This window comes from Methylobacillus glycogenes JCM 2850 (assembly GCF_000617925.1).
Classification (GTDB): Bacteria; Pseudomonadota; Gammaproteobacteria; order Burkholderiales; family Methylophilaceae; genus Methylobacillus; species Methylobacillus glycogenes.
This window is the reverse complement of the sequence record NZ_BAMT01000017.1, coordinates 20450-40840: the sequence shown is the minus strand read 5'-3', so window position 1 is coordinate 40840 and position 20391 is coordinate 20450. Positions and strand designations below refer to the sequence as shown.

Annotated in this window: 23 protein-coding genes and 5 pseudogenes; 3 read left to right on the top strand and 25 right to left on the bottom strand. The window is 56.1% G+C overall.

All coding sequences use genetic code 11. The annotated features are described in order from the left end of the window. The 9 genes and pseudogenes from JCM2850_RS21500 to cutA all read right to left on the bottom strand — a co-directional run. Positions 1 to 494: zinc-ribbon domain-containing protein (locus tag JCM2850_RS21500; RefSeq protein ID WP_199898376.1), on the bottom strand; the 494-nt coding region annotated here is incomplete at its 3' end. A gap of 9 nt (positions 495 to 503) precedes the next feature. Continuing rightward, a pseudogene (gene prmA / locus JCM2850_RS19905) lies at positions 504 to 1390 on the bottom strand (50S ribosomal protein L11 methyltransferase). Continuing rightward, a pseudogene (gene accC / locus JCM2850_RS19900) lies at positions 1390 to 2738 on the bottom strand (acetyl-CoA carboxylase biotin carboxylase subunit). The pseudogenes prmA and accC overlap by 1 nt, the downstream one beginning before the upstream one ends. A gap of 8 nt (positions 2739 to 2746) precedes the next feature. Then, complete coding sequence (gene accB / locus JCM2850_RS15285; RefSeq protein ID WP_025873023.1) at positions 2747 to 3199, bottom strand: acetyl-CoA carboxylase biotin carboxyl carrier protein; 453 nt, start codon at positions 3197 to 3199, stop codon at positions 2747 to 2749. A 25-nt stretch (positions 3200 to 3224) separates the two neighbouring features. Beyond that, on the bottom strand, positions 3225 to 3680 hold the full coding sequence (aroQ, locus tag JCM2850_RS15280; RefSeq protein ID WP_025873021.1) for a type II 3-dehydroquinate dehydratase: 456 nt from the start codon (positions 3678 to 3680) through the stop codon (positions 3225 to 3227). Between the two features lie 101 nt (positions 3681 to 3781). Then, complete coding sequence (locus JCM2850_RS15275) at positions 3782 to 4342, bottom strand: TlpA family protein disulfide reductase (protein ID WP_025873019.1); 561 nt, start codon at positions 4340 to 4342, stop codon at positions 3782 to 3784. Then, entirely contained in the window at positions 4323 to 5768 is a 1446-nt protein-coding gene (dsbD, locus tag JCM2850_RS19895) for a protein-disulfide reductase DsbD (protein WP_234406308.1), read from the bottom strand. The genes JCM2850_RS15275 and dsbD overlap by 20 nt, the downstream gene beginning before the upstream one ends. Then, positions 5726 to 6256: a protein-disulfide reductase DsbD N-terminal domain-containing protein gene (locus JCM2850_RS23165; RefSeq protein WP_234406307.1), complete on the bottom strand. Its 531-nt coding sequence runs from the start codon at positions 6254 to 6256 to the stop codon at positions 5726 to 5728. Before JCM2850_RS23165 ends, dsbD begins: the two co-directional genes overlap by 43 nt. After that, entirely contained in the window at positions 6253 to 6663 is a 411-nt protein-coding gene (gene cutA, locus JCM2850_RS15265; RefSeq protein ID WP_025873017.1) for a divalent-cation tolerance protein CutA, read from the bottom strand. The genes JCM2850_RS23165 and cutA overlap by 4 nt, the downstream gene beginning before the upstream one ends. Here cutA and JCM2850_RS15260 point away from each other — a divergent pair. Beyond that, positions 6662 to 7126: an FxsA family protein gene (locus tag JCM2850_RS15260; RefSeq protein ID WP_025873015.1), complete on the top strand. Its 465-nt coding sequence runs from the start codon at positions 6662 to 6664 to the stop codon at positions 7124 to 7126. The two genes, cutA and JCM2850_RS15260, sit on opposite strands and share 2 nt — an antisense overlap. 61 nt (positions 7127 to 7187) lie before the next feature. After that, positions 7188 to 8212: pseudogene (locus JCM2850_RS19890) on the top strand (CDP-6-deoxy-delta-3,4-glucoseen reductase). Positions 8213 to 8281: 69 nt separating this feature from the next. On the opposite strand, the gene JCM2850_RS23160 reads toward JCM2850_RS19890, so the two are convergent. From JCM2850_RS23160 to JCM2850_RS19875, 10 genes are all read right to left on the bottom strand, one after another. Continuing rightward, complete coding sequence (locus JCM2850_RS23160; protein ID WP_234406306.1) at positions 8282 to 8875, bottom strand: heme biosynthesis protein HemY; 594 nt, start codon at positions 8873 to 8875, stop codon at positions 8282 to 8284. After that, positions 8856 to 9299: a heme biosynthesis HemY N-terminal domain-containing protein gene (locus tag JCM2850_RS23155; protein WP_234406305.1), complete on the bottom strand. Its 444-nt coding sequence runs from the start codon at positions 9297 to 9299 to the stop codon at positions 8856 to 8858. The genes JCM2850_RS23160 and JCM2850_RS23155 overlap by 20 nt, the downstream gene beginning before the upstream one ends. Then, positions 9290 to 9460 carry a hypothetical protein gene (locus JCM2850_RS23150; protein ID WP_234406304.1) on the bottom strand — a complete coding sequence of 57 codons (171 nt, stop codon included), beginning with the start codon at positions 9458 to 9460 and terminating at the stop codon, positions 9290 to 9292. The genes JCM2850_RS23155 and JCM2850_RS23150 overlap by 10 nt, the downstream gene beginning before the upstream one ends. Further along, positions 9460 to 10551: a uroporphyrinogen-III C-methyltransferase gene (locus JCM2850_RS15245; protein WP_025873013.1), complete on the bottom strand. Its 1092-nt coding sequence runs from the start codon at positions 10549 to 10551 to the stop codon at positions 9460 to 9462. Before JCM2850_RS15245 ends, JCM2850_RS23150 begins: the two co-directional genes overlap by 1 nt. A 9-nt stretch (positions 10552 to 10560) precedes the next feature. Continuing rightward, positions 10561 to 11148 (bottom strand): uroporphyrinogen-III synthase, encoded by a 588-nt coding sequence (locus JCM2850_RS19880; protein WP_369384944.1) that lies wholly within the window; start codon positions 11146 to 11148, stop codon positions 10561 to 10563. Next, positions 11142 to 11327 (bottom strand): uroporphyrinogen-III synthase, encoded by a 186-nt coding sequence (locus tag JCM2850_RS24180; RefSeq protein ID WP_369384943.1) that lies wholly within the window; start codon positions 11325 to 11327, stop codon positions 11142 to 11144. Before JCM2850_RS24180 ends, JCM2850_RS19880 begins: the two co-directional genes overlap by 7 nt. A 6-nt stretch (positions 11328 to 11333) precedes the next feature. Next, the gene (hemC, locus tag JCM2850_RS15235) at positions 11334 to 12338 is read right to left on the bottom strand and encodes a hydroxymethylbilane synthase (protein ID WP_081775107.1); all 1005 of its coding nucleotides are present in this window, start codon (positions 12336 to 12338) and stop codon (positions 11334 to 11336) included. A 98-nt stretch (positions 12339 to 12436) separates the two neighbouring features. After that, positions 12437 to 13192: a LytR/AlgR family response regulator transcription factor gene (locus JCM2850_RS15230; protein ID WP_025873009.1), complete on the bottom strand. Its 756-nt coding sequence runs from the start codon at positions 13190 to 13192 to the stop codon at positions 12437 to 12439. Beyond that, positions 13189 to 13344: a sensor histidine kinase gene (locus JCM2850_RS24175; RefSeq protein WP_369384942.1), complete on the bottom strand. Its 156-nt coding sequence runs from the start codon at positions 13342 to 13344 to the stop codon at positions 13189 to 13191. The genes JCM2850_RS15230 and JCM2850_RS24175 overlap by 4 nt, the downstream gene beginning before the upstream one ends. 92 nt (positions 13345 to 13436) lie before the next feature. Continuing rightward, positions 13437 to 14186: a sensor histidine kinase gene (locus JCM2850_RS19875; protein WP_369384941.1), complete on the bottom strand. Its 750-nt coding sequence runs from the start codon at positions 14184 to 14186 to the stop codon at positions 13437 to 13439. A 59-nt stretch (positions 14187 to 14245) separates the two neighbouring features. Here JCM2850_RS19875 and argH point away from each other — a divergent pair. Beyond that, a pseudogene (gene argH / locus JCM2850_RS19870) lies at positions 14246 to 15649 on the top strand (argininosuccinate lyase). A gap of 87 nt (positions 15650 to 15736) precedes the next feature. Here argH and JCM2850_RS21310 read toward each other — a convergent pair. The 6 genes and pseudogenes from JCM2850_RS21310 to rph form a co-directional block, all read right to left on the bottom strand. Then, positions 15737 to 16144 carry a GGDEF domain-containing protein gene (locus JCM2850_RS21310; RefSeq protein WP_088177772.1) on the bottom strand — a complete coding sequence of 136 codons (408 nt, stop codon included), beginning with the start codon at positions 16142 to 16144 and terminating at the stop codon, positions 15737 to 15739. Then, the gene (locus tag JCM2850_RS19865) at positions 16141 to 17313 is read right to left on the bottom strand and encodes a GGDEF domain-containing protein (protein WP_051525458.1); all 1173 of its coding nucleotides are present in this window, start codon (positions 17311 to 17313) and stop codon (positions 16141 to 16143) included. Before JCM2850_RS19865 ends, JCM2850_RS21310 begins: the two co-directional genes overlap by 4 nt. 198 nt (positions 17314 to 17511) lie before the next feature. Further along, positions 17512 to 18780 carry a radical SAM family heme chaperone HemW gene (hemW, locus tag JCM2850_RS15210; protein ID WP_025873007.1) on the bottom strand — a complete coding sequence of 423 codons (1269 nt, stop codon included), beginning with the start codon at positions 18778 to 18780 and terminating at the stop codon, positions 17512 to 17514. Further along, complete coding sequence (locus JCM2850_RS15205) at positions 18749 to 18991, bottom strand: hypothetical protein (RefSeq protein ID WP_025873005.1); 243 nt, start codon at positions 18989 to 18991, stop codon at positions 18749 to 18751. Before JCM2850_RS15205 ends, hemW begins: the two co-directional genes overlap by 32 nt. After that, positions 18988 to 19593, bottom strand: coding sequence for an RdgB/HAM1 family non-canonical purine NTP pyrophosphatase (rdgB, locus tag JCM2850_RS15200; RefSeq protein ID WP_025873003.1), 606 nt, complete (start codon positions 19591 to 19593; stop codon positions 18988 to 18990). Before rdgB ends, JCM2850_RS15205 begins: the two co-directional genes overlap by 4 nt. Before the next feature lie 2 nt (positions 19594 to 19595). Continuing rightward, positions 19596 to 20311 (bottom strand): annotated as a pseudogene (rph, locus tag JCM2850_RS19860) (ribonuclease PH). Positions 20312 to 20391 lie beyond the last annotated feature (80 nt).

The window sequence follows — 20391 nt, the reverse complement described above, 5'->3', positions numbered from 1 at the left end:
ACTTCCTCAACCGGGACTTCCTCAACCGGGACTTCCTCAACCGGGACTTCCTCAACCGGAGCTTCCTCAGCCGGAGCTTCCTCAGCCGGAGCTTCCTCAGCCGGAGCTTCCTCAGCCGGAGCTTCCTCAGCCGGAGCTTCCTCAGCCGGAGCTTCCTCAGCCGGAGCTTCCTCGTCAGGCGGAGTATCCGCTAGCGCCTTGTCTTCAACTGCAGCAGGCTCGTGGTAGTGGCTGTGCGCTTCGAGGTCGTAGTCCGTGTCCTTGGGCGGCGCACTATCATAGGAAATAGGGGGTATTTTGACTTCAGGGTAAACGTAATCGGGCTTGAGCTCAGGCAGCAGGGACTGCGGCTCCAGCAAGGTATAAAGCCGCGGCCTGACATTGAATACTTCTCGGCATAAGCCGCAGCGGACTTCTGTTTGGGCTGGGCTGAGCTGTTCCTGCCGGACATGGAATAAGGTATTACATGCCGGGCAGGAGGTGACTAGCCGCATATGGCCTGCTTACCTTTTGCTTCCTGTCAGCAATACCCAGCTATCCATGAAGACTGGGGCTTGCATATCAAACCAGGGGGCGTAGATGGCGCTGACCTGCTCAGCCTGCTCACGCAAGATGCCTGAGAGTGCAATCTGGCCACCGGATTTGCAGGCGCTGGCAAGCGCCGGAGCCAGCACTGAGAGTGCGCTGGAAAGAATATTGGCCACCACGATGTCAAACTGGCCACCAGGTAGCTGGTCTGCCAGATAAAAATCGGCGCTGACCTGGTTTTGTTCAGCGTTGTAGACACTGGACTGAATAGCCTGGGCATCAATGTCCACGCCTATCACGCGCTCTGCACCGAGTTTGCTGGCGGCAATCGCCAGAATGCCAGAGCCACAACCGTAATCCAGTACGCTGACATGGCTTTGTACCGTATCAGCCAGCCAGGCCAGGCACAGGTGGGTGGTGGGGTGGCTGCCAGTGCCGAAGGCCAGACCAGGGTCGAGCACGATATTGAGTGCATCCTGGTTGGGGCTTCATGCCAGGTGGGGACTATCCACAAATCATCACGAATGCGTATGGGGGCAAACTGGGACTGCGTTGCACGCACCCAGTCCTGCTCTGCAATCACTTCCGTGCTGTAGCGCAGCTGGCTGACGGCGGTTTCCTGCTCCAATGCCTGGATGAGTGCAGGGACGTCACTGCCTTCTTCCAGCAGTGCGCTTACGACGTTCTGATTCCAGATGCCGGGTGGTGGGTCACCCGGTTCGCCGAAAATAGGCTGTTCATCTGGGGTTTCGGCATTGGCGTCCTCTATACTGGCAGAGAGGGCGCCAAGTTCCATCAGGGTGTCGCTCAGTAGCTCGGCGTTGTCTGCCTGCGCTTCGATTTTCAGCGAAATCCAGCCCATTATTTGGTCGCAATACCCAGCTTGTGTTCCAGATAATGAATGCTGGTGCCGCCTTGATGGAAGGCTGCATCTGCCAGCAGTTCCTTGTGCAGGGCGACATTGGTCTTGATGCCTTCAATCACCATTTCCGACAGGGCGATCTGCATGCGGGCGATGGCCTGCTCGCGCGTATCACCGTAGGCAATCAGCTTGCCTATCATGGAGTCGTAGTTAGGCGGCACCATATAGCCCTGATAGGCGTGGGTATCTACGCGGATGCCGGGGCCACCAGGCATATGGAAGGTGGTCAGACGGCCTGGGGATGGCACGAAGTTGAACGGGTCTTCCGCATTGATGCGGCACTCGATGGCGTGACCAGCCAGCTTGACATCCTTTTGCTGGATGCTGAGCTTTTCGCCCGCGGCAATCAGGATCTGCTGCTTGACGATATCAATGCCAGTGATCATCTCGGTGACCGGATGCTCCACCTGTACGCGGGTGTTCATTTCAATGAAATAGAACTCACCGTTTTCATAGAGGAACTCGAAAGTACCTGCACCACGATAGTTGATGCGCTTGCAGGCATCAGCACAAGCTGTGCCTATTTTTTCACGCAACTGGTTGGTGATGCCGAAGGCAGGCGCTTCTTCCAGCACTTTCTGGTGACGGCGCTGCATGGAGCAATCACGTTCACCCAGATAGATGGCGTTGCCATGCTGATCGGCCAGTACCTGAATTTCGATATGGCGTGGCTGCTCAAGGAATTTCTCCATGTAGACCACGGGGTTGTTGAATGCGGCCTGGGCTTCAGCCTTGGTCATGCTCACCGAGGTCAGCAGAGCTGCTTCGGTATGCACCACGCGCATGCCACGACCACCACCACCGCCAGCGGCCTTGATAATCACCGGGTAGCCAATTTCCTTGGCCGTGCGGATGATTTCATCAGGATCGTCGCCCAAGGCACCATCGGAGCCAGGTACGCAAGGTACGCCAGCCGCCTTCATGGTGTCCTTGGCGCTGACCTTATCACCCATCAGGCGTATGGTCTCGGCGCGCGGGCCTATGAAGGTAAAGCCGCTTTGCTCAACACGCTCGGCGAAATCGGCATTTTCCGAGAGAAAACCGTAGCAGGGTGTATGGCCTCGGCGTCTGTCACTTCGGCCGCACTGATCACGGCTGGAATGTTGAGGTAGCTCTGGCCGGAAGGAGCAGGGCCTATGCAGACAGATTCATCGGCAAGCTTGACGTATTTGGTTTCACGGTCTGCCTCGGAGTGCACGGCGACAGTCTTGATACCCAGCTCGCGGCAGGCGCGCTGGATACGCAGGGCAATTTCCCCACGGTTTGCTATGAGGACTTTATCGAACATGGTGATTCCTAGCCTATGATGAACAGCGGTTCGCCATACTCGACGGGTTGGCCATTCTCGACCAGGATTGCCTTGATGACGCCGGACTTGTCGGCTTCAATTTCGTTCAACAGCTTCATGGCTTCAATGATGCACAGGGTGTCACCCGCACTCACCGAGCTGCCGATATCAACAAAGGACTTGGCATCTGGGGATGGTGCGCGGTAGAAGGTGCCCACCATGGGGGACTTGACCACATGGCCTTCAATCGCAGGCGCGGCACTTTCTGTAGCAGCGGCGCTAGCGGCCACAGGGGCTGCCGCAGGTGCTGCCATATAAGGTTGGGCAAATTGAACTGGAACCTGGCTAGCGGGCAGGTGACGGGAAATGCGTACCTTTTCTTCGCCCTCGGTAAGCTCGAGCTCGGAGATGCCGGACTCTTCGACCAGGTCGATCAGTTTCTTCAGTTTGCGTAAATCCATGGTTAACCTCTAGTGTGTTTGCCCGTCAGGCACGGGTGGTGTTGATTGCATAATCCAGCGCGAGTTGATAACCCTTTGCGCCCAGACCACTGATGACGCCAACCGCGAGGTCAGAGAAATACGAGTGCTGGCGAAAGGATTCTCGCGCATGAATATTGGAAAGATGAACCTCAATGAAGGGGATCTTGACCGCGGACAATGCGTCACGCAATGCCACGGAAGTATGGGTGAAAGCTGCTGGATTGATGATGATCATGCCGACTGGTGCCTGCGCCAGGGTATGAATCTTATCGATTAACGCCGCTTCATGATTGCTCTGGAAGGTTTCAATGGCAAAACCAGCAGCATGGGCTTGCTGCGTCAGGGTGAGATTAATACTTTCCAGGGTAGTCGTGCCGTAATGGGATGGTTCTCGCAGGCCAAGTAGATTCAGATTGGGCCCGTGCAACACCAGTACGGATTTGGGTGACAGATCAGCCATAAAGGGGGCGATAAACGCCAGTGCAACTTTGATGGCTGCAAGTTTGCCGTAGTTTGGGGTATTTTGTCTAGAGAATTGACGAAATTTAGCGAAATTGCCAATCAGGGTTTGGGGCTTAATAAGCCCTGCAAACTATCCATCAACAGGGCCTGGCTGACCCTGCCAAAGTAGCTGCGCAGGATTTTACCATCGCTATCTATGATCACGGTATAGGGCACTACACTTTTGATATTACCCAGTGAGGCGCTCAGGGCCATGCCTTCAATGTCGGCTGCCAGCAGCGGGTAGCTCACCGGGGATTGCTGGGCATAGGCCTGGGTTTTGGCAAGATCATCCAGCGAGATACCTAATACGGTGAGTTGATCAGCATGGGCTTTTTGCAGAGCATCCAGCTCTGGCATTTCCTCACGGCAGGGCGCGCACCAGGTGGCCCAGAAATTAATCACCAGCAACTTTCCGCGCCATTGTGACAATGTCTGGGTTTTACCCGCAATATCCTGCACGTTGGCAGCAAAGAAAGCCTCGGTGGAGGCATGGACCTGCACTGGTGTGGCCAGCACCGCTTCGCTGCTGTTGCGCTGTATGAGTTGTATCAGGCTGATCAACAGCATGATGCCTAGCGCAAGTAGAGCGAAATGCCATTTATTCTGCAGTTTGCGCATGGGCGAGTTGGCCTTTTGCCTGATTGAGGGTTGCGAGGAATGCCTGGCTATCTTGATAACCAATGACGCGCTTGCTGCTTAATTCACGCTGCTGGCTGAAAAACAAGATAGCAGGCGGGCCAAACAAGCCAAACTGTTTCAATAGCGCCTGGTCTTGCGCGTCATTGGCGGTGACGTCGGTTTGCAGCACCAGCACTTGCTGCAAGCTGGCTTGCACTTCTGCATTGCGGAAGGTGAATTGCTCCATTTCCTTGCAGGATACGCACCAGTCCGCATAAAAATCCAACATCACCAGCTGGTCCGGATGGGCAGCCAGTGCCTGCTGTAAGCCAGCTAGCCCTTTGATGGGTTGAAAGGTCAGGCGTGGTGCGGGTGTGCCCGCCCAACCCTCCAGCGGGTGCAATGGAGATTTCGCCCCTGAGGCTGCGCCCACAACCAGGGTGGCACCCAGCAGCAACATGATAATGGCAATGCCTTTCCAGAAGCGCTGCCAGGCGCTGGCACCTTCAGGCAATCTATCCAGCGCACGCATAAAGATGGCGGGGACGATGAGCAAAGCGGCCCAGAGGATGAGTTGCAAGGCGCTGGGTAATAAAGATGAAACCAGCCACAAGGCCACCGCCAGCATCAGCACGCCAAAGAATTGGCGCACCGCCAGCATCCAGGGGCCGGACTTAGGCAGCCAGGCAGCCGAGCTGGCACCCAGCAGTAATAGGGGCAGGCCCATGCCCATGGAAAGTGCAAATAGCGCACTGCCACCCAGCAGCACATCACCGCTCTGGCTGATATACAGCAGTGCGCCCGCCAGCGGCGCGGCAACGCAGGGGCTGACAATCAGTGCGGAGAGTACGCCCATGGCAAACACCCCAGCCAGTTGCCCGCCAGGCAGGCGCTGGCTGGTATGCAATAAACGATTTTCAAGGCGGCTGGGCAGCTTGAGCTCATAAAAGCCGAACATGGAGAGCGCCAACAGCACAAATACCAAGGCACTGGCCAGCAATACCCAGGCATTTTGCAGCGCAGCACTCAACAACTGGCCGGAAAGCCCGGCCGCCACCCCGGCGGCGGTATAGCTCAAGGCCATGCCCAGGGTGTAAGCCAGTGAAAGTTTGAAGCCGCGCCAACGCTTGCTGCCCGTTGCTGGCTGCTTACTGTGCTGAGCCTCAGCGGCAGTGCCGACTATGATGCCGGAGAGAATCGGGATCATGGGCAAGACACAAGGTGTCAGGCACAGCAATAAGCCAAAGCCGAAGAAGCCCGCAATAATCAGCCAGGTGTTGCCGCTGGCCAGCAAGGCGCTGGCCTGGTCATGGGCTGGGGGTGGGCTGTCGTTGTCTGGCGCGTTTTCTGCAGGGGTATTGCGCGGCAAGTTATTTGAACCTGCTATGCCTGGCGGGGTCGCATGCTTGGCATCAAGTTCAAACACCTGGTGCGCGGGCGGGTAGCACAAACCTTTTTCGCTACAGCCTGATAGCTGGCCTTGACTCTGAATGCGCCTGTGGCTGCTTGTTGCAGGGTCAGTGGGGTACTAAAGCTGTGATGGAAAACTTCACTACGGCCAAAAGTGGGGTCTTGTTTCCAATCACCCGCTGGCAGGGCAAGCGCATCAAGTTTTAATGTGGCAGGCTCCAGCTCGAACTTGATTCTGTCCTTGTATAAATAGTGGCCAGGGGCGATTTTGAAGGCTGCGCGCAGGTGTTGCGCATCAATTAATTCGACCTGGAGCTTGAAAGCTTGCTCAGGCGACAGAATATTAGCGCTATCGTCGCCGAGGAAAGTCTGGCGTCCCTTGCTGATCCACTCACCAAACTGGCTGCTACCTGCTGCTTGGGTCAGCATAGGCAAAACCAGCGTCAGGGCGATGAGTGTGGAAGTGAGTAAGCGCTTAGTAAAGCGTGGCAATGCTGAGATCAAGCCTGCGGGTCCTGTGGTGATGAATTTGCCTGGGGCGAATGTTCCAGAGAGGAAGCTTTCTGAGAGGCAGTTTCTTGCACCAGCCAGGTCAGATAAGCCTCAGAGCCGCCGCTGATAGAGACATGAATGATTTCGGGAAGTTCGTAGGGGTGCAGGGCCTGAAGACGCGCTTCAAGCTCGGCATAACGGGCTGTAGTGGTCTTGATCAGTAGTGGTATTTCCTCAGCCTGTTCAAGTTTGCCTTGCCAGCGGTAGGTGGAAACACAGGCTGCCAGTTGATTAACACAGGCGGCGAGACCGCTTTGTACTAGCTCACGCGCAATTTTATCGGCGCATTGTTGGTCTGGCACATTGGTCAGCACCAGCAAGCCGCCTGGCTTATTTGAAGATGGAGAAAGTGTTTTCATGCGGTTTATATTCCTTTTGTTGATTTTACTCGCATTCCCGGTTGCCGAGATATGGGTGCTGGTGGAATTGGCGGCCCGTTATGGCTGGCTGGTATTGGTGTATCTGATATTGGTAGGTGTGCTGGGCTTGCGCCTGATTCGCGATGAAAAGTCCATGATGCTGGGTCGCATGGCGCAAACCATACAAAGTGGCGGCACGCCTATGCGCGCGTTGTTTGGCAGTGCCAAAAACCTGTTTGCCGGGGTGTTGTTGTTGATTCCTGGGGTGATCACCGATGCCTTGGCGGTGATTCTGCTGCTGTTGCCGGGTGGGGCCAAACCCGTTAACGCTGGCTCTGCGGTGAATGATGATGAATACGTTTCACGTGAAACCACGCAGCAAACGCGGCGCGGTACGCAACGTTCAGGGGCAGGTTCACAAGGTGGCGACGTGATTGAGGGTGAGTTTAGGCGCGAGGATTAGCCTGTGCTAGACTGCGGCGCTTTTCAAGCCTGGTAAGCACTGGGCCGATTCAAGGAATGCCATGTCGTTTCAAGTCATTATCAAACCCAGTGATAGAGTCCTGACCGTCACAGACGGTGCCACTGTGCTGGATGCCGCCATAGAGGCTGGCATCAATATGCCTTATGGCTGCCGCAATGGTACTTGTGGTGCTTGCAAGGGGCAGGTGCTGGCGGGCGATGTCGATTATGGCGATTACTTCGAAAGTGCCTTGAGCGACTATGAGAAAAAAGCCGGCAAGGCTTTGTTCTGTTGCGCCCAGCCATTGTCCAACCTGGTGATTGACTGCCGCGAGGTGGCGGGTGAGGGCATACCGCCCCGTATCATGCCGGTGCGCGTGGAAAAGCTGCAACGCTTGTCCCACGATGTCATGGGCATGACACTGAAGCTGCCCAGTAATGAGCGGCTGCAATTCATGGCCGGGCAATATCTGGAGTTTTTGCTCAAGGATGGCAGGCGGCGCGCGTTTTCCATTGCCAGCGCACCGCATCAGGACAGGTTTCTGGAGCTGCATATGCGGCTGGTGCCAGGCGGGCAGTTTACCGCCTATGTGTTTGAGGAAATGGCCGAGAAAACCATATTGCGCATGGAAGGGCCGTTTGGCAGTTTCTTTCTGCGTGAAGACAGCCACAAGCCCATTATTCTGTTGGCGGGCGGCACGGGTTTTGCGCCAGTCAAAGCCATGGTGGAGCATGCGCTGCAACATGGGCTGACACGCCCGATTCAATTGTATTGGGGGGCGCGGGCGCTGGAAGATCTGTATCTGGATGCGCTGCCGCGACAATGGACGGAGCAGAACCCATTGATCCAATATATTCCGGTGTTATCAGAACCTGCGCCGGAAGATGGCTGGTTGGGCAGGACTGGCTGGTACATGAAGCGGTATTGCAGGATCACCCTGATCTGGCGGCTTACCAAGTGTACTGTTGTGGCGCACCGCAGATGGTGGAAGTGGCACACAGAGATTTCCAGCGCCACGGTCTGCCTGAACATGAGTTCTTTTCTGACGCCTTCACCTTTGCCAATCCGCAGGCCAATAAATCCTGACCTAAGTGCGGGCTGTGGTGTAGGCTTTTTGCGGCGGCGGCTGGGCCGCTGCCGCCAGATAATACCGCGCTATTCCGCGCGGCAGAATTCCACACTTAATCGATAGTGACGATTGGCGGCATCACTCTCGCCACGGCTTTCCAGCAGGCGCGCCAGTGTCAGGTGCGCCTCGGCACTGGGGGCCACGCTAATGCTGGCTTCCAGATAGCTTTGCGCCTTGCCCCATAGGCTGAGGCGTATACACATCTTGCCCAGTGACAGCAGCAGGTTGGCATCGCCCTCATGGCTAAGCAGCCAGTGCTCGGCCTGTTGCAATTGCTTGTGCGGGTTGGTGCTATGGCAATCACCCAGCTTGGCAGCCAGCTCGCTGTTCCATTGCTTGGTCAGGCTCATTTCCAGCACTTCCTGTGCCTGATTGCCCGCGCCCAGCTTGATGAAGGCTTCCGCACCCATCAAGGCCACACGGCCATTAAGCCTGTCTTCTTCCGGCACTTTTTTCCAGTAGGCCATCAAGGCATTGAGATCGCTGCCATGGCGCAAGAGCAAATGCTGGTGCGCCTGATGGCGGATTTCGCGTGCTTGCCAGCTTTCCATGCCGTCATATTTTTCCAGTTGCTGCAGCAGCACCAGCACTTGTTCCCAGTTATTCAGGCGCAGTTGCACCTTTGAGTTCCAGACGCATGGCAGGGGCAAAGCGGGCTTCCAGTTTCTCGATTTTTTTCAGTACCGCCAGGGCCTGGCTGTAAAGCCTATCGTCCAGCAGCAATTCTGCATTGAGCAACAAGCGCGCAACATCGGCTTCCGGCGCCAATCGCTCAGCTTCAGCCAGGTAGTAATCGCGCTGGCTCTTTTGCTTGAGCTTGTGCGAAGCGCGCGCGGCCAGCAAGGCGGTCAGGCTTGGGTCTTCACCCAGATCCAGCGCCTTGGAGGCGGCTTTCTGCGCCAGTTGGTATCTGCCCTGGCCCAGTGCATGCAGGGCTTCGAGCAAGGCAGCATGACCTTTGCGTATACGGCGGTTTTCGCGGTAGTTGCGCACATTGGCGGGCAGCTCGCGTGCATAGTTGATAAAGCGCAATATCAGGTGCAAGGAGCAAAGGCCAGAATCACCAAAATCAGCAATAAATTAAGCGATAACTCCAGGCGATAAGGCGGGCGCACGATCAGCACATAACCCTCGTTGCTGCCCACTATCAGTGATACGCCTATGGCCAGCGCCAGTATCAGCAGAATCCAGATCAGTACACGCACTATTGACCTCGTTCCAGATTGTTACGGTCATGAGTGCGCTCCGAGTTGTTGGATCGCTCCAGCGTCAATTTATATTTGCTGGCCAGGCCCAGGGTTTCCGAGATATCAGGCAGCTGAATCACGATGCTGTTGGACGACAATTGCTTGAGCGTTGCCAGAGCGGTGGTGGTGGGGTTTTCCCGCAGATCAAAGTAATTGCGTATCCACTTGTCCGCCTGCTCCAGATCGGCGCGATAGGACGGCTCGTCATGCTGCAACAGGGCAATGCGCGCTGTCAGCAAGTGCAGCTTGAGATTTTCGCGCAGGAAGAAGGTCTGGTCTGGTGCCAGCAGGGGCGGTTCTGGGCGGTCTACGCGCTCTAAACGTATCATCTGCTTGAGGTCATCCCATACCTCGCGTACCAGGCGGCGGAATTGATTTTCCTCAACCGGGCTGAACTGGTGCGCCGCTGCCTTGGGGTGGCGCTCACTCACCAAGGGCAGTTTATCCACGCTGTCTATCAGGTTTTCCAGCTTGAGGCTGATGCCAATCAAATCGACCTGTGGCAGCTCTTGCAGGCGCTGGATATCCTTGGCTATGCCTTTGCGTAATTGCACCGCCAGCGGGCTATCCACATGTTGCAGACGCGAATCGGCAGTTTGCAACGCCAGTAGCGCAGGCTTGACGTTGCCCGCAAGTTGCAACTGCTGGTTGGCGATGATGAGTAATTGTTCAACTTCGGCAATCAGGCGTTCGTCATGATTGTTGACCAGCTCCAGGTACAGTGTCTGCAATGATTCCAACTGGTCACGCGATTCTGCCAGTTGCTGCTCCAGACGCATGGTGCGGGCGCTGGCTTCAGTGCTGCGTTCATCGGCATTCTTTGCCAGTGCCAGGCTTTGCTGGTTATAGCCGTTGAACTGCTCCAGGCGCTGGGTCAGGTCCTGTTGTAACTCATTGAGTTTGTGTCGGCTGTTAAGCCATTGCCACGACACCACCGCCAGCGCAATGATGGCCAGCAACAATGCCAGCACGCCTATAAATGAAGAGGGACGGCTCTGGCCAGCGGGGGAAGCTTCTGGAGTCTGGATATCAGGTGATTGTTCAGTCATGGTTGGGCTTTATGCTAACGGTACAGCGCTTAAACAGTGCAACATGGCCTCGTCTCCCGGGGCGTCTGCCACCAGGACACGCAGGCCAAGATTCATGGGCAATTCGGCAATGCGGGCATGATTCACATGGATGGTGCAGTGTTGTAGCCATTCTGCGCTGCCATTGGCGGTCAATGCAAGCAAATGCCGCATGGCTTCGCTACTGGTGACCACCAGAGAATCCAGTTGCCCATTTTGCCATAGGCCTTGTAGTTTATTGCTATTGCTTTGTGGATTGATGCGGCGGTAGCACTCGGCAAATCTGACCTTGGCACCGCGCTGGCCTAGGGTGTCGGCCAGCAATTCGCGGCCACCGACACCGCGCACTATCATGATGTTCTTACCTTCTACCGCATGCATTTCATCCATGGCCAGCAGAGACTCGCTATCAAAGCGCTTGGCGGGTTGTAGTACCTGCTGGATGCCAAATTGCCCCAGCTCAGCCGCGGTGACCGGGCCTATGGCCGCGCATTGGGTATGTGCCGGCCAGCGCGGAAACCTGGCTAGCAGCCTGGGCATGGCATGCTGCACGGCATTGGAGCTGATGAAAATCAGCATATCCTGGACTGGCAACTGCGCGATTTCAGCCTCAAAGGCTGGTAATCCTCTAGCGCACTGATGGCAATCAGCGGAAAGCTCACCGGAGTGCCACCTGCCGCCAGGATAAGTTCTGACAGGCGCTTGGCCTGGTTTTCAGGGCGGGTGATGGCGATATGCCTGCCGTGCAGCTCAGTCATGATGCCTTAATGTTGGCCCAAGCCAGCCAGCAGGCGATCAGCCCCACGCGCAATCAGCTTTTGTGCCAGTGACTGGCCCAGCGCTTCTGGCGTATTGACCGTGCCTTGCAGGGATTCACGCAGGATTTCCTTGCCATCCAGGCTGGCGACAAAGCCCGACATCTGCAAAGTATCGCCATGCAGTTCTGCATAAGCGCCCAGTGGCACCTGGCAACTGCCTGCCAGCGCGCGGCTCATGCCACGTTCAGCCTCCACACAGGCGGCAGTGGCAGCGTGGTTGAGCGGCGCCAGAATGGCATAAAGGTCTTGGCGCTCGGCATTGATCTCAATGCCAAGTGCGCCCTGGCCGACCGCCGGGATGCTGGTTGTGGTATCCAGCGCCTGGCGGATGCGGTGTTCCAGCCCCAGGCGCTTCAGGCCTGCAGCCGCGAGAATAATCGCGGCATATTGGCCTTCATCGAGCTTGCGCAAACGCGTCTGCAAATTGCCGCGCAGGGATTCAATCTTGAGGCCAGGAAAGTGGGCTTGCAACTGGCTTTGCCGTCTTAAGCTGGAGGTGCCGACCACGCTACCTGCGGGCAGTGCTTCTAAAGAATCATAATCATTGGAGACAAAGGCATCGCGCGGGTCTTCGCGCTCGCCTATGGCTGCCAGCGCAAAGCCTGGCGGCAGGTGCATGGGCACATCTTTCATCGAATGCACGGCCAGGTCGGCACGGCCATCTGCCAGGGCTTGCTCCAGTTCCTTCACAAACAAACCCTTGCCGCCTATCAGGGCCAGCGGGGAATCAAGAATCTGATCACCCGTGGTGGTCATGCCTAGTATGCTGACTTCGGTAGTGGGATAGAGCGCTTGCAGTTGGCTCTGGATATGGCGGGCCTGCCACATGGCAAGCGCGCTTTCACGCGAGGCAATGACCAGTTTCTTCGGGGCATAGTCGCTAGAACTCAAGTTGGAACTCAAATTGGGATTCAAGCTGGAATTCTGGTCGGCATTCTGGGATGCATTCATGGACGAAAAGTGAGCCGTGACAGCTAAAGTGAACAGGCTGCTATCTTAACATAGCCGCCCCAGGCTTTAACCCCGGCCCGGGCAAAGCCAGTTAGCGTTTAAGGTGTTGAGAGCTTGCGCAGCAGGTGCATTTGCCTACGGCTGACGGCGATTGTTTCTGGCACATCCTTGAGTAGCGCCACGCAGGCAGCCTCACCCTCATGCTCGCGCTTTTCGTAACCCAGGATGCTGGCCTGCGCCACCAGGCAATTGCGGTGCAGACGCAGAAAACGCTCACCCAGCTCCTGCTCCAGCGTAGTCAGGGATTCTTCTATCAGGTATTCCTGATCACGCGTGCGCAAGGTGAGGTATTTCAGCTCTGCCCGCAGGTAAATGACTTCCGCAACCGGGATCAGCAACATACGGCCATGGTGCTGCACACTGAAATGTGTGCGCGCACGCTGCAAGGGCTTGATGGCGGCGAGCTGCGAGGGCAGCAGCAGGCGTGCCTTGGTCAGCGCGGTGTTGAGACGCTCCTGACGGATAGGCTTGAGCAGATAGTCGACAGCATTCATATCGAATGCCTGTATGGCATAGCCATCAAAAGCAGTGGTGAAGATGATGGCGGGTGGCTGTGGCAGCTTGAGGGCATGACCTGCGGCTTCAATACCATCCATGCCTGGCATGCGGATATCCAATAACAGCAGCTGCGGTTGCTGCTGCTGGGTGAGCTCCAGCGCTTCCAGGCCATTTTGCGCCTCGCCGACTAGCGTGATGTCAGGGCACTCGCTGAGTAGCTCTCGTAGCCGATTGCGTGCCGGGGCTTCATCATCGGCAATCACAACCTTCAAACTGGCAGTTAGCGCGGTGGTCATGACTGAGCACCCTGGCGGTAGGGCAGGGTGATATGCACTTGGTATTCGCCTGCTGTCTGGCGTATCTCCAGGCTGGCTTCGGCATCAAAATGCAACTGCAGGCGCTCGCGGATATTGTTCACCGCCATGCGATTGCCCTGATGATGCGCCACTCCAGCCTGATAAGGATTGCTGAGGCGGATATGCAGCTCTTTGCGCGTGCTGTTGATCTCTATGCGGATAACGCCGCCCCCTTCCAGCGGCTCTATGCATGGTAGACGGCATTTTCCAGCAGGGGCTGCAATATCAGCGGCGGAATCATGGCATCTGGCGGCATAGTATCTATCTGCCAATCCAGATTGAGCCTGTCCTCCAGGCGCAGCTTTTCCAGCGCCAGATATTGCCGACACAAGGCTAACTCTTCGGCCAGCGAGGTCAGCTCACGATTGTCGGCCATCAGCACCCGGAACAGGTCTGCCATATCCATCAAGGCGTTTTCTGCCTGCCTGGGATCGCTACGCACGATAGAGAGCACAGCATTGATGCTGTTGAATAAAAAGTGCGGACGTATTCTGGCCTGCAAGGCTTGCAGCCTGGCCTCGGTCAGGGCAGGGGCCAGGGAGCGCTGGCGCAGATGCAGATAACCCAACACCGCCAGTGTGAACAGCAACACAATGCTGCTGGTGCGGGCAGCACTGCCCAGGCCACTGATACCCAGGGCCTCGCTGGCCAGCACATGCACTAGCAGCCCAGCCGCAGTAGTGACCAGCACTATGCAGCCCACACCATAATGCCAGGGTAATCTCGCGAGCGCGCGGTGCAACCCGGCCAACGTCAACAGGCTTAGCATCAGCACGGGCAGGATAAAGGTGCACCAGCGCGCAAATACGGGCAAGATCTCACTGAGGTCTGTGCTGCCTACCAGGGCGGCAAACAAGCCCAAAAGGTTGACCAGCACCAGAACGCGCAGGGCGATACCCAGGTTGCGGAAGTCAGGCAACCTGGCGGAATTCATGGTGTTTTGCTTTATAATGCCCATACTTTTTGCGTGTCCCGCAATCATCCCGCAACGTCATCTTAGAGAAGCCTACAATCTTGAATCAACAAGCCAACAAGACCTGGTCAGGTCGTTTCAATGAGCCGGTTGCCGAGCTAGTCAAACAATATACTGCATCGGTGGGCTTTGACCAGCGCCTGGCTGAATACGATATTCAAGGTTCCCTCGCGCATGCCCGCATGCTGGGTGCCCAAGGCATTATCAGCCTGGCTGATGTGGCCTGATAGAGCAGGGTTTGGCCGCTATTCTGCAAGAAATCCGCCAGGGTGAGTTTGTCTGGCTGCTGGACCTGGAAGACGTACACCTCAATATCGAGAAACGCCTTACCGATAAGATTGGTGACGCAGGTAAGCGCCTGCATACTGGCCGCTCGCGCAATGACCAGGTGGCTACCGATATACGCCTCTGGCTGCGTGATATGACCGATGCCGCTATCCGTGGCATACGTCAGTTGCAGCAATCTATCGTAGACCTGGCAGAAGAACATGCGGATACCGTCATGCCAGGCTTCACCCATCTGCAAGTGGCGCAGCCTGTGACCTTTGGTCATCATTTGTTGGCTTACTTCGAGATGCTGCAACGTGACGCTGAGCGTTTGGCCGATGCCCGCAAGCGTATCAACCGCTTACCTCTGGGTGCTGCCGCGCTGGCGGGCACCAGCTACCCCATAGACCGTGAGCGCGTGGCACGTGAGCTGGGCTTTGACAGCGTGTGCGAAAACTCACTGGATGCGGTTTCTGATAGAGACTTCGCCATCGAATTCACCGCCGCCGCCGCCTTGCTGATGACGCATCTGTCACGTTTCTCGGAAGACTCATACTCTGGTCCAGCCCACGTTTCGGCTTTATTGATATCGCCGACCGTTTCTGTACCGGATCTTCCATCATGCCGCAGAAGAAAAACCCGGATGTGCCTGAGCTGGTGCGCGGCAAGACCGGGCGCGTCAACGGCCATCTAGTGGCCTTGCTGACCCTGATGAAGAGCCAGCCCCTGGCTTACAACAAGGACAACCAGGAAGATAAAGAACCCTTGTTTGATACCGTGGATACCCTGCTGGTGACGCTGGAGATCTACGCCGATATGTTGCGCGGCATCAAGGTAGATAAAGCCGCCATGCGCCTGGCTGCGGCTGAAGCTTTGCCACCGCCACAGACCTTGCCGATTACCTGGTGAAAAAAGGCATGCCGTTCCGCGATGCACATGAAGTGGTGGCCTTGGCTGTACGCCATGGCGTAGAACAGGGCTGTGATTTATCCGAACTGAGTTTAGAGCAACTACAGCAGTTCAGCGCCATGATAGAAGATGACGTCTACGGCGTACTGACACTGGAAGGCTCACTTGCCAGCCGTAACCACAGAGGTGGCACAGCGCCTACCCAGGTGCGGGAAGCCTTGAAACGCGCCAAGGCCTTGCTGAGTTAGGTAGTGAGTAAGTGCATGGCGGTGACTAGACTAGCGCCATGAATTGAATAAGCTTTAATGAAAAACCCCCGCATGCGGGGGTTTTCATTACTGGGTGATATGCGCTTGTTCCATGTTATCCGCACCTATCACGCGGTTGCGGCCGCTATTCTTGGCGCGGTAAAGCGCGCGGTCAGTACGGCCTATCACGGCGTCAGCCGCCTCGCCTGAGCGCCGCTCTGCCACGCCTGCGCTGAAGGTGATCAAGACACGGTTGTTGTCATGCATAAAGAAATTACGCGTGAGCTCGCGCTGCGCGCGCGTGATGACGCTGATGGCATCTTTTTCTGCCGTGCCTGGCAGCAAAATAATGAATTCCTCGCCACCATAGCGCGCTATCACGTCGGTGGCGCGTAATGACTCTTTAATCACAGAGGCCAGATGGGCCAGCGCCTGGTCACCCGTAGCATGGCCCATGCTGTCGTTGATCTGCTTGAAGTGGTCTATATCCATCATGCGATGCTGAGTGGCATGCCAAATCGATCCGCACGGTTGAATTCGCGCAGCAGCGCTTCATCCATGCCACGACGGTTGAGGGTGCCAGTCAAATAATCTTCGTGCGCGATCTCGTTGATATGGTCTAGCTGCAAGGTCAGTTCGTAGATTTGCTTTTCGGCCTCACGCACCTTGTTCTGTGCTTCCAGTATCTCCACACGTGAGCGCTGGGTGACGGTGGAAATAACCTGGGTGTCTTCCAGCAGGCGGCTCAATACCTGATTGAGATCCTGAATTTCGTCGCTATGGCTGATTTCCTCACGGTAATTTTCCAGTTTGGATTGGTAATCACCCGTGGCTTCGCTGATCTCGGAAAGCTGGCTAACAAAGATGGAAGCCATCTTTTTCAGGGTTTTCTTCGCCTCTATCAAGCCAGGCTTGAGCTGGCCCTGCATAAAGATCAGCTCTTTCAGTGTGGTTTCTGCCTTGGCCAGAGATTCGATATTCAAAGGCTGGGAGAGGATGTCACGCACGGCCGCGGTGGGGCCTTGCAGCCATTTGTCTTCCAGTAGCAAGGCTTCCATGCTGACTAGCAGCAGGCGCAGCAATTGCAGCAGATGCAGTTGCAACTGGCTTTGGGTATCCAGATGCATTTCCAGGGTGAAGAGGATTTCCTTGAGGGCGTCTTCCAGCCCGAGGATGGTGTCGCGGGTCTGTGCTTCACGGGCTTTATGCAGCAGGTCCTGGGCACGTTGCTGTGCCTCTGGCATATCCTTCAACTGGGGCACTACCACCAAATCCAGTGTTTTCACCAGCATGGTGCGCCAGAGTTCCACCATGTCTAGGTGTTGCTCGGAAGGGGCATGGTAAGGGGTATGTGGCAGGGGGGCGGTGAGTGGCAGGTTGGCAAACAGCTTGCGTAATGCAGGCTCCAGTTCTGCCCAGTTCTGCGTTTCAATCTGGAAGATAATCTGTCTTACGGAGTCTTCATGGTGTGGGTGTTGCGAGCCAATCTCTGACAAGACCTTGCCCAATAATTGGCTGACGGCGGCGCTGCCGTCTGCGGTGGATTTGCCAACAATGGCGTTGTACACCTTGCGGTAATTGTCAGGTGTGGGTTCGATGCGGCTTTTGGCAAGCTGCATCAGGGTTTGTCTTGCAGTTTCTACTGATTTGTTATGTTGATCCATAGCTGATCCGTGGTTTTAAAGCCATGTTTTTGTTCAGTTACCCCTCTTATCCAGTGTCAAGTCTTTGGTGTGCATCGTGAATGCCGTCAGCAGAAATTCCCCATCGCTGTACGCGCCTGACTTCCAGAACCGCTGTATTGTAATACAGACAATCTCCTACAAATGGTAAGCCCTTGTAAATTTCGATTAAATTCAGTACTAAATTAGGAATAGTTGCAGTAGTTCATTCAAAAAACGCTGGCCTAATGCAGTAGGCGCAATGGTCGTGCTGCTCAAATTTTCAGCACCCGCCACATGATTTGGCGCTTGGCTTATCTGCGTACGGCTGAGCAAACCTTTGCTGATCGCCAGTTGCAGCGTGTCTTCAATCTCAGATAAGGCCAGCCCGGTGCGCTGCTCGAATAACTCGGCCGAAAACCCTGAGGTAAGGCGCAAGGCATTCATCATGAACTCAAATGGCAGTTCATCTCGCGGGATAGACCATTGCTGATCCATGGCATTGCCCTGGGCTGCATGTTGCAGGTATTGCCTGGGGTGCTTGTGGCGGCTTTCGCGCGTGATACGGTCATGAAAACTCAGCTTGCTGTGCGCGCCCGCGCCTATGCCCAGGTAATCACCAAACAGCCAGTAGTTCTGGTTATGGCGGCATTGCTTGCCGGGGCGGGCAAAGGCCGAGGTTTCGTAATGCTGGTAACTATGGCCGATCAAGATGTCTTCAATCGCTTCCTGCATGCTGGCGCTGGTGTCGTCGTCAGGAAGTGCCGGGGGTGTACGATGAAATGGGGTGTTGGGTTCCAGCGTCAGGTGATAAAAGGACAGATGCGCTGGCCCCAGCTGGCAGGCGCGCTCGGCGTCGGCAAGGGCATGCGCCAGGGTCTGGCCCGGCAAGGCATACATCACATCGAAGTTGACCGAATCAAAGGTGGATAAGGCCAGCTCGGCAGCGGCCATGGCCTGATGCTCATCATGAATGCGGCCCAGTTTTTCCAGATAATGGCTGTCAAAGCTCTGTATACCCAAGGACAAGCGATTGACCCCGGCATCGCGGTAGCCACGGAAATGCTGGGCATCCACCGTGCCTGGGTTGGCCTCCAGCGTGACTTCGGCATGGCTGCTGAGCGGCACCAGGGCGCGTACCTGACTCAGGATGCGGTCTATGGATTCGGCCGAAAACAGGCTAGGGGTGCCGCCACCAAAGAAGATGCTTTGCACGCGCCTGCCCCAGATACGCGGCACGGATTGCTCCAGATCGGCCACCAGGGCATCTACATAAGCCGCTTCCGGGATTTCGCTACGCGATTCGTGCGAGTTGAAATCACAGTAGGGGCATTTGCGCACGCACCAGGGAATGTGGATGTAGAGCGATAAAGGCGGCGAAACGGTCAGGCCGGAAGAAACAACTTCTTCCTGCTCTGGCGCCTGTGACGAGGTAGCGTCAGTCGGCGTTATTGGAATTATTTGGCTGATAAGGGTTCACCAGTTCATCTATCAATTGATGCAAGGCCTCGCGCATTTGCGCTTCTGAGACTTCCATCAGCAGTCCATCTTCCAGGGCATCCTGGGTAATCTGGCGCAGTTCGTCAAAGTTCTCGGTCATGACCTTGACCTTTTCGGTGCAGGACACCACGCTGCCGTCATCGCGCAGCCATTTTGGCCAAGCATTTGCAGGCTTGCTCATAAGGCCAGCCTTTCAAGTTGATGCAAGAGCCGACTCAGCGCATGACCACGGTGGCTGATGCGATTTTTAATCTCTGCAGACAGCTCAGCCGCGGTTTGCCCGGTCTTGGCATCCAGAAACAGCGGGTCGTAACCAAAGCCACCCTCGCCACGGGCGCTGGTGAGAATTTCACCTTGCCAGATACCCTCGGCTATCAGGGGTTGCGGGTCATCGGCATGGCGCACCAGCACCATCACACAATAATAGTGCGCGTGGCGATCTTGCACGCCGCTCAGGCTTTGCAGCAGTTTTTCGTTATTGCGGGCGTCGGATTTAGGCTCGCCGGCGTAGCGCGCGGAATATACCCCGGGCGCACCTTGCAAGGCATCCACACAAATACCGGAATCATCTGCCAGCGCAGGCAGGCCAGTATGACGGCTGGCATGGCGCGCCTTGGTCAGGGCATTCTCGACAAAGGTGACAAAAGGCTCTTCCGCCTCGGGCACATTGAAGGCAGACTGCGGCAGCACTTCCAGCGCAAGAGGGGCCAGCAAAGCCTGAATTTCTTTGAGCTTGCCCTGGTTGCCGCTGGCGATGACCAGTTTTTGGAAGGGTAGGGCCACGATCAGATACCCAGCGCCGCTTTCTGCTTGGCCAGCAGATCACGAATACCAGCTTCGGCCAGTGACACCATGCTGTTCATGCTTCACGCTGGAAGGGTTCTCCTTCCGCGGTGCCCTGAATTTCCACAAAGCCACCCTTGCCAGTCATGACGATGTTCATATCGGTATCACAGTCAGAATCTTCGATATAGTCGAGATCGAGTACTGGAGTGCCTTTGTAGACACCCACGGAAATTGCCGCCACTGCATCACGCAGGGGCGATTGCTGAATCTGGCCTTTTTTCAACAACACACTGATTGCGTCATGCAGGGCGACATAGGCCCCGGTAATGCTGGCGGTGCGGGTGCCGCCATCGGCCTGGATCACGTCACAGTCGAGGTGTATGGTACGTTCGCCCAGTTTGTGCAGGTCTATGATGGCGCGCAGGCTACGGCCAATCAAACGCTGGATTTCCTGCGTGCGGCCAGACTGCTTGCCCCGTGCAGCTTCTCTATCCATGCGGCTACCCGTGGAGCGGGGCAGCATGCCATATTCAGCAGTGACCCAGCCCTGGTTTTTGCCACGCAGAAAAGGTGGCACTTTGTCTTCTATACTGGCGGTACACAGCACATGGGTATCACCAAACTTGATCAGTACCGAGCCTTCGGCGTGTTTGGTGTAGTGACGGATGATCTCGACTTCGCGTAACTGGTCGGCGGCGCGTTGACTGGGGCGCATGGAAATTCCTGGACTTTGCAAAGAGGACATTATAAGCCAAGCCGTCCATGGCGCTATTTCAGCAGGCTATTTTTTCGCAG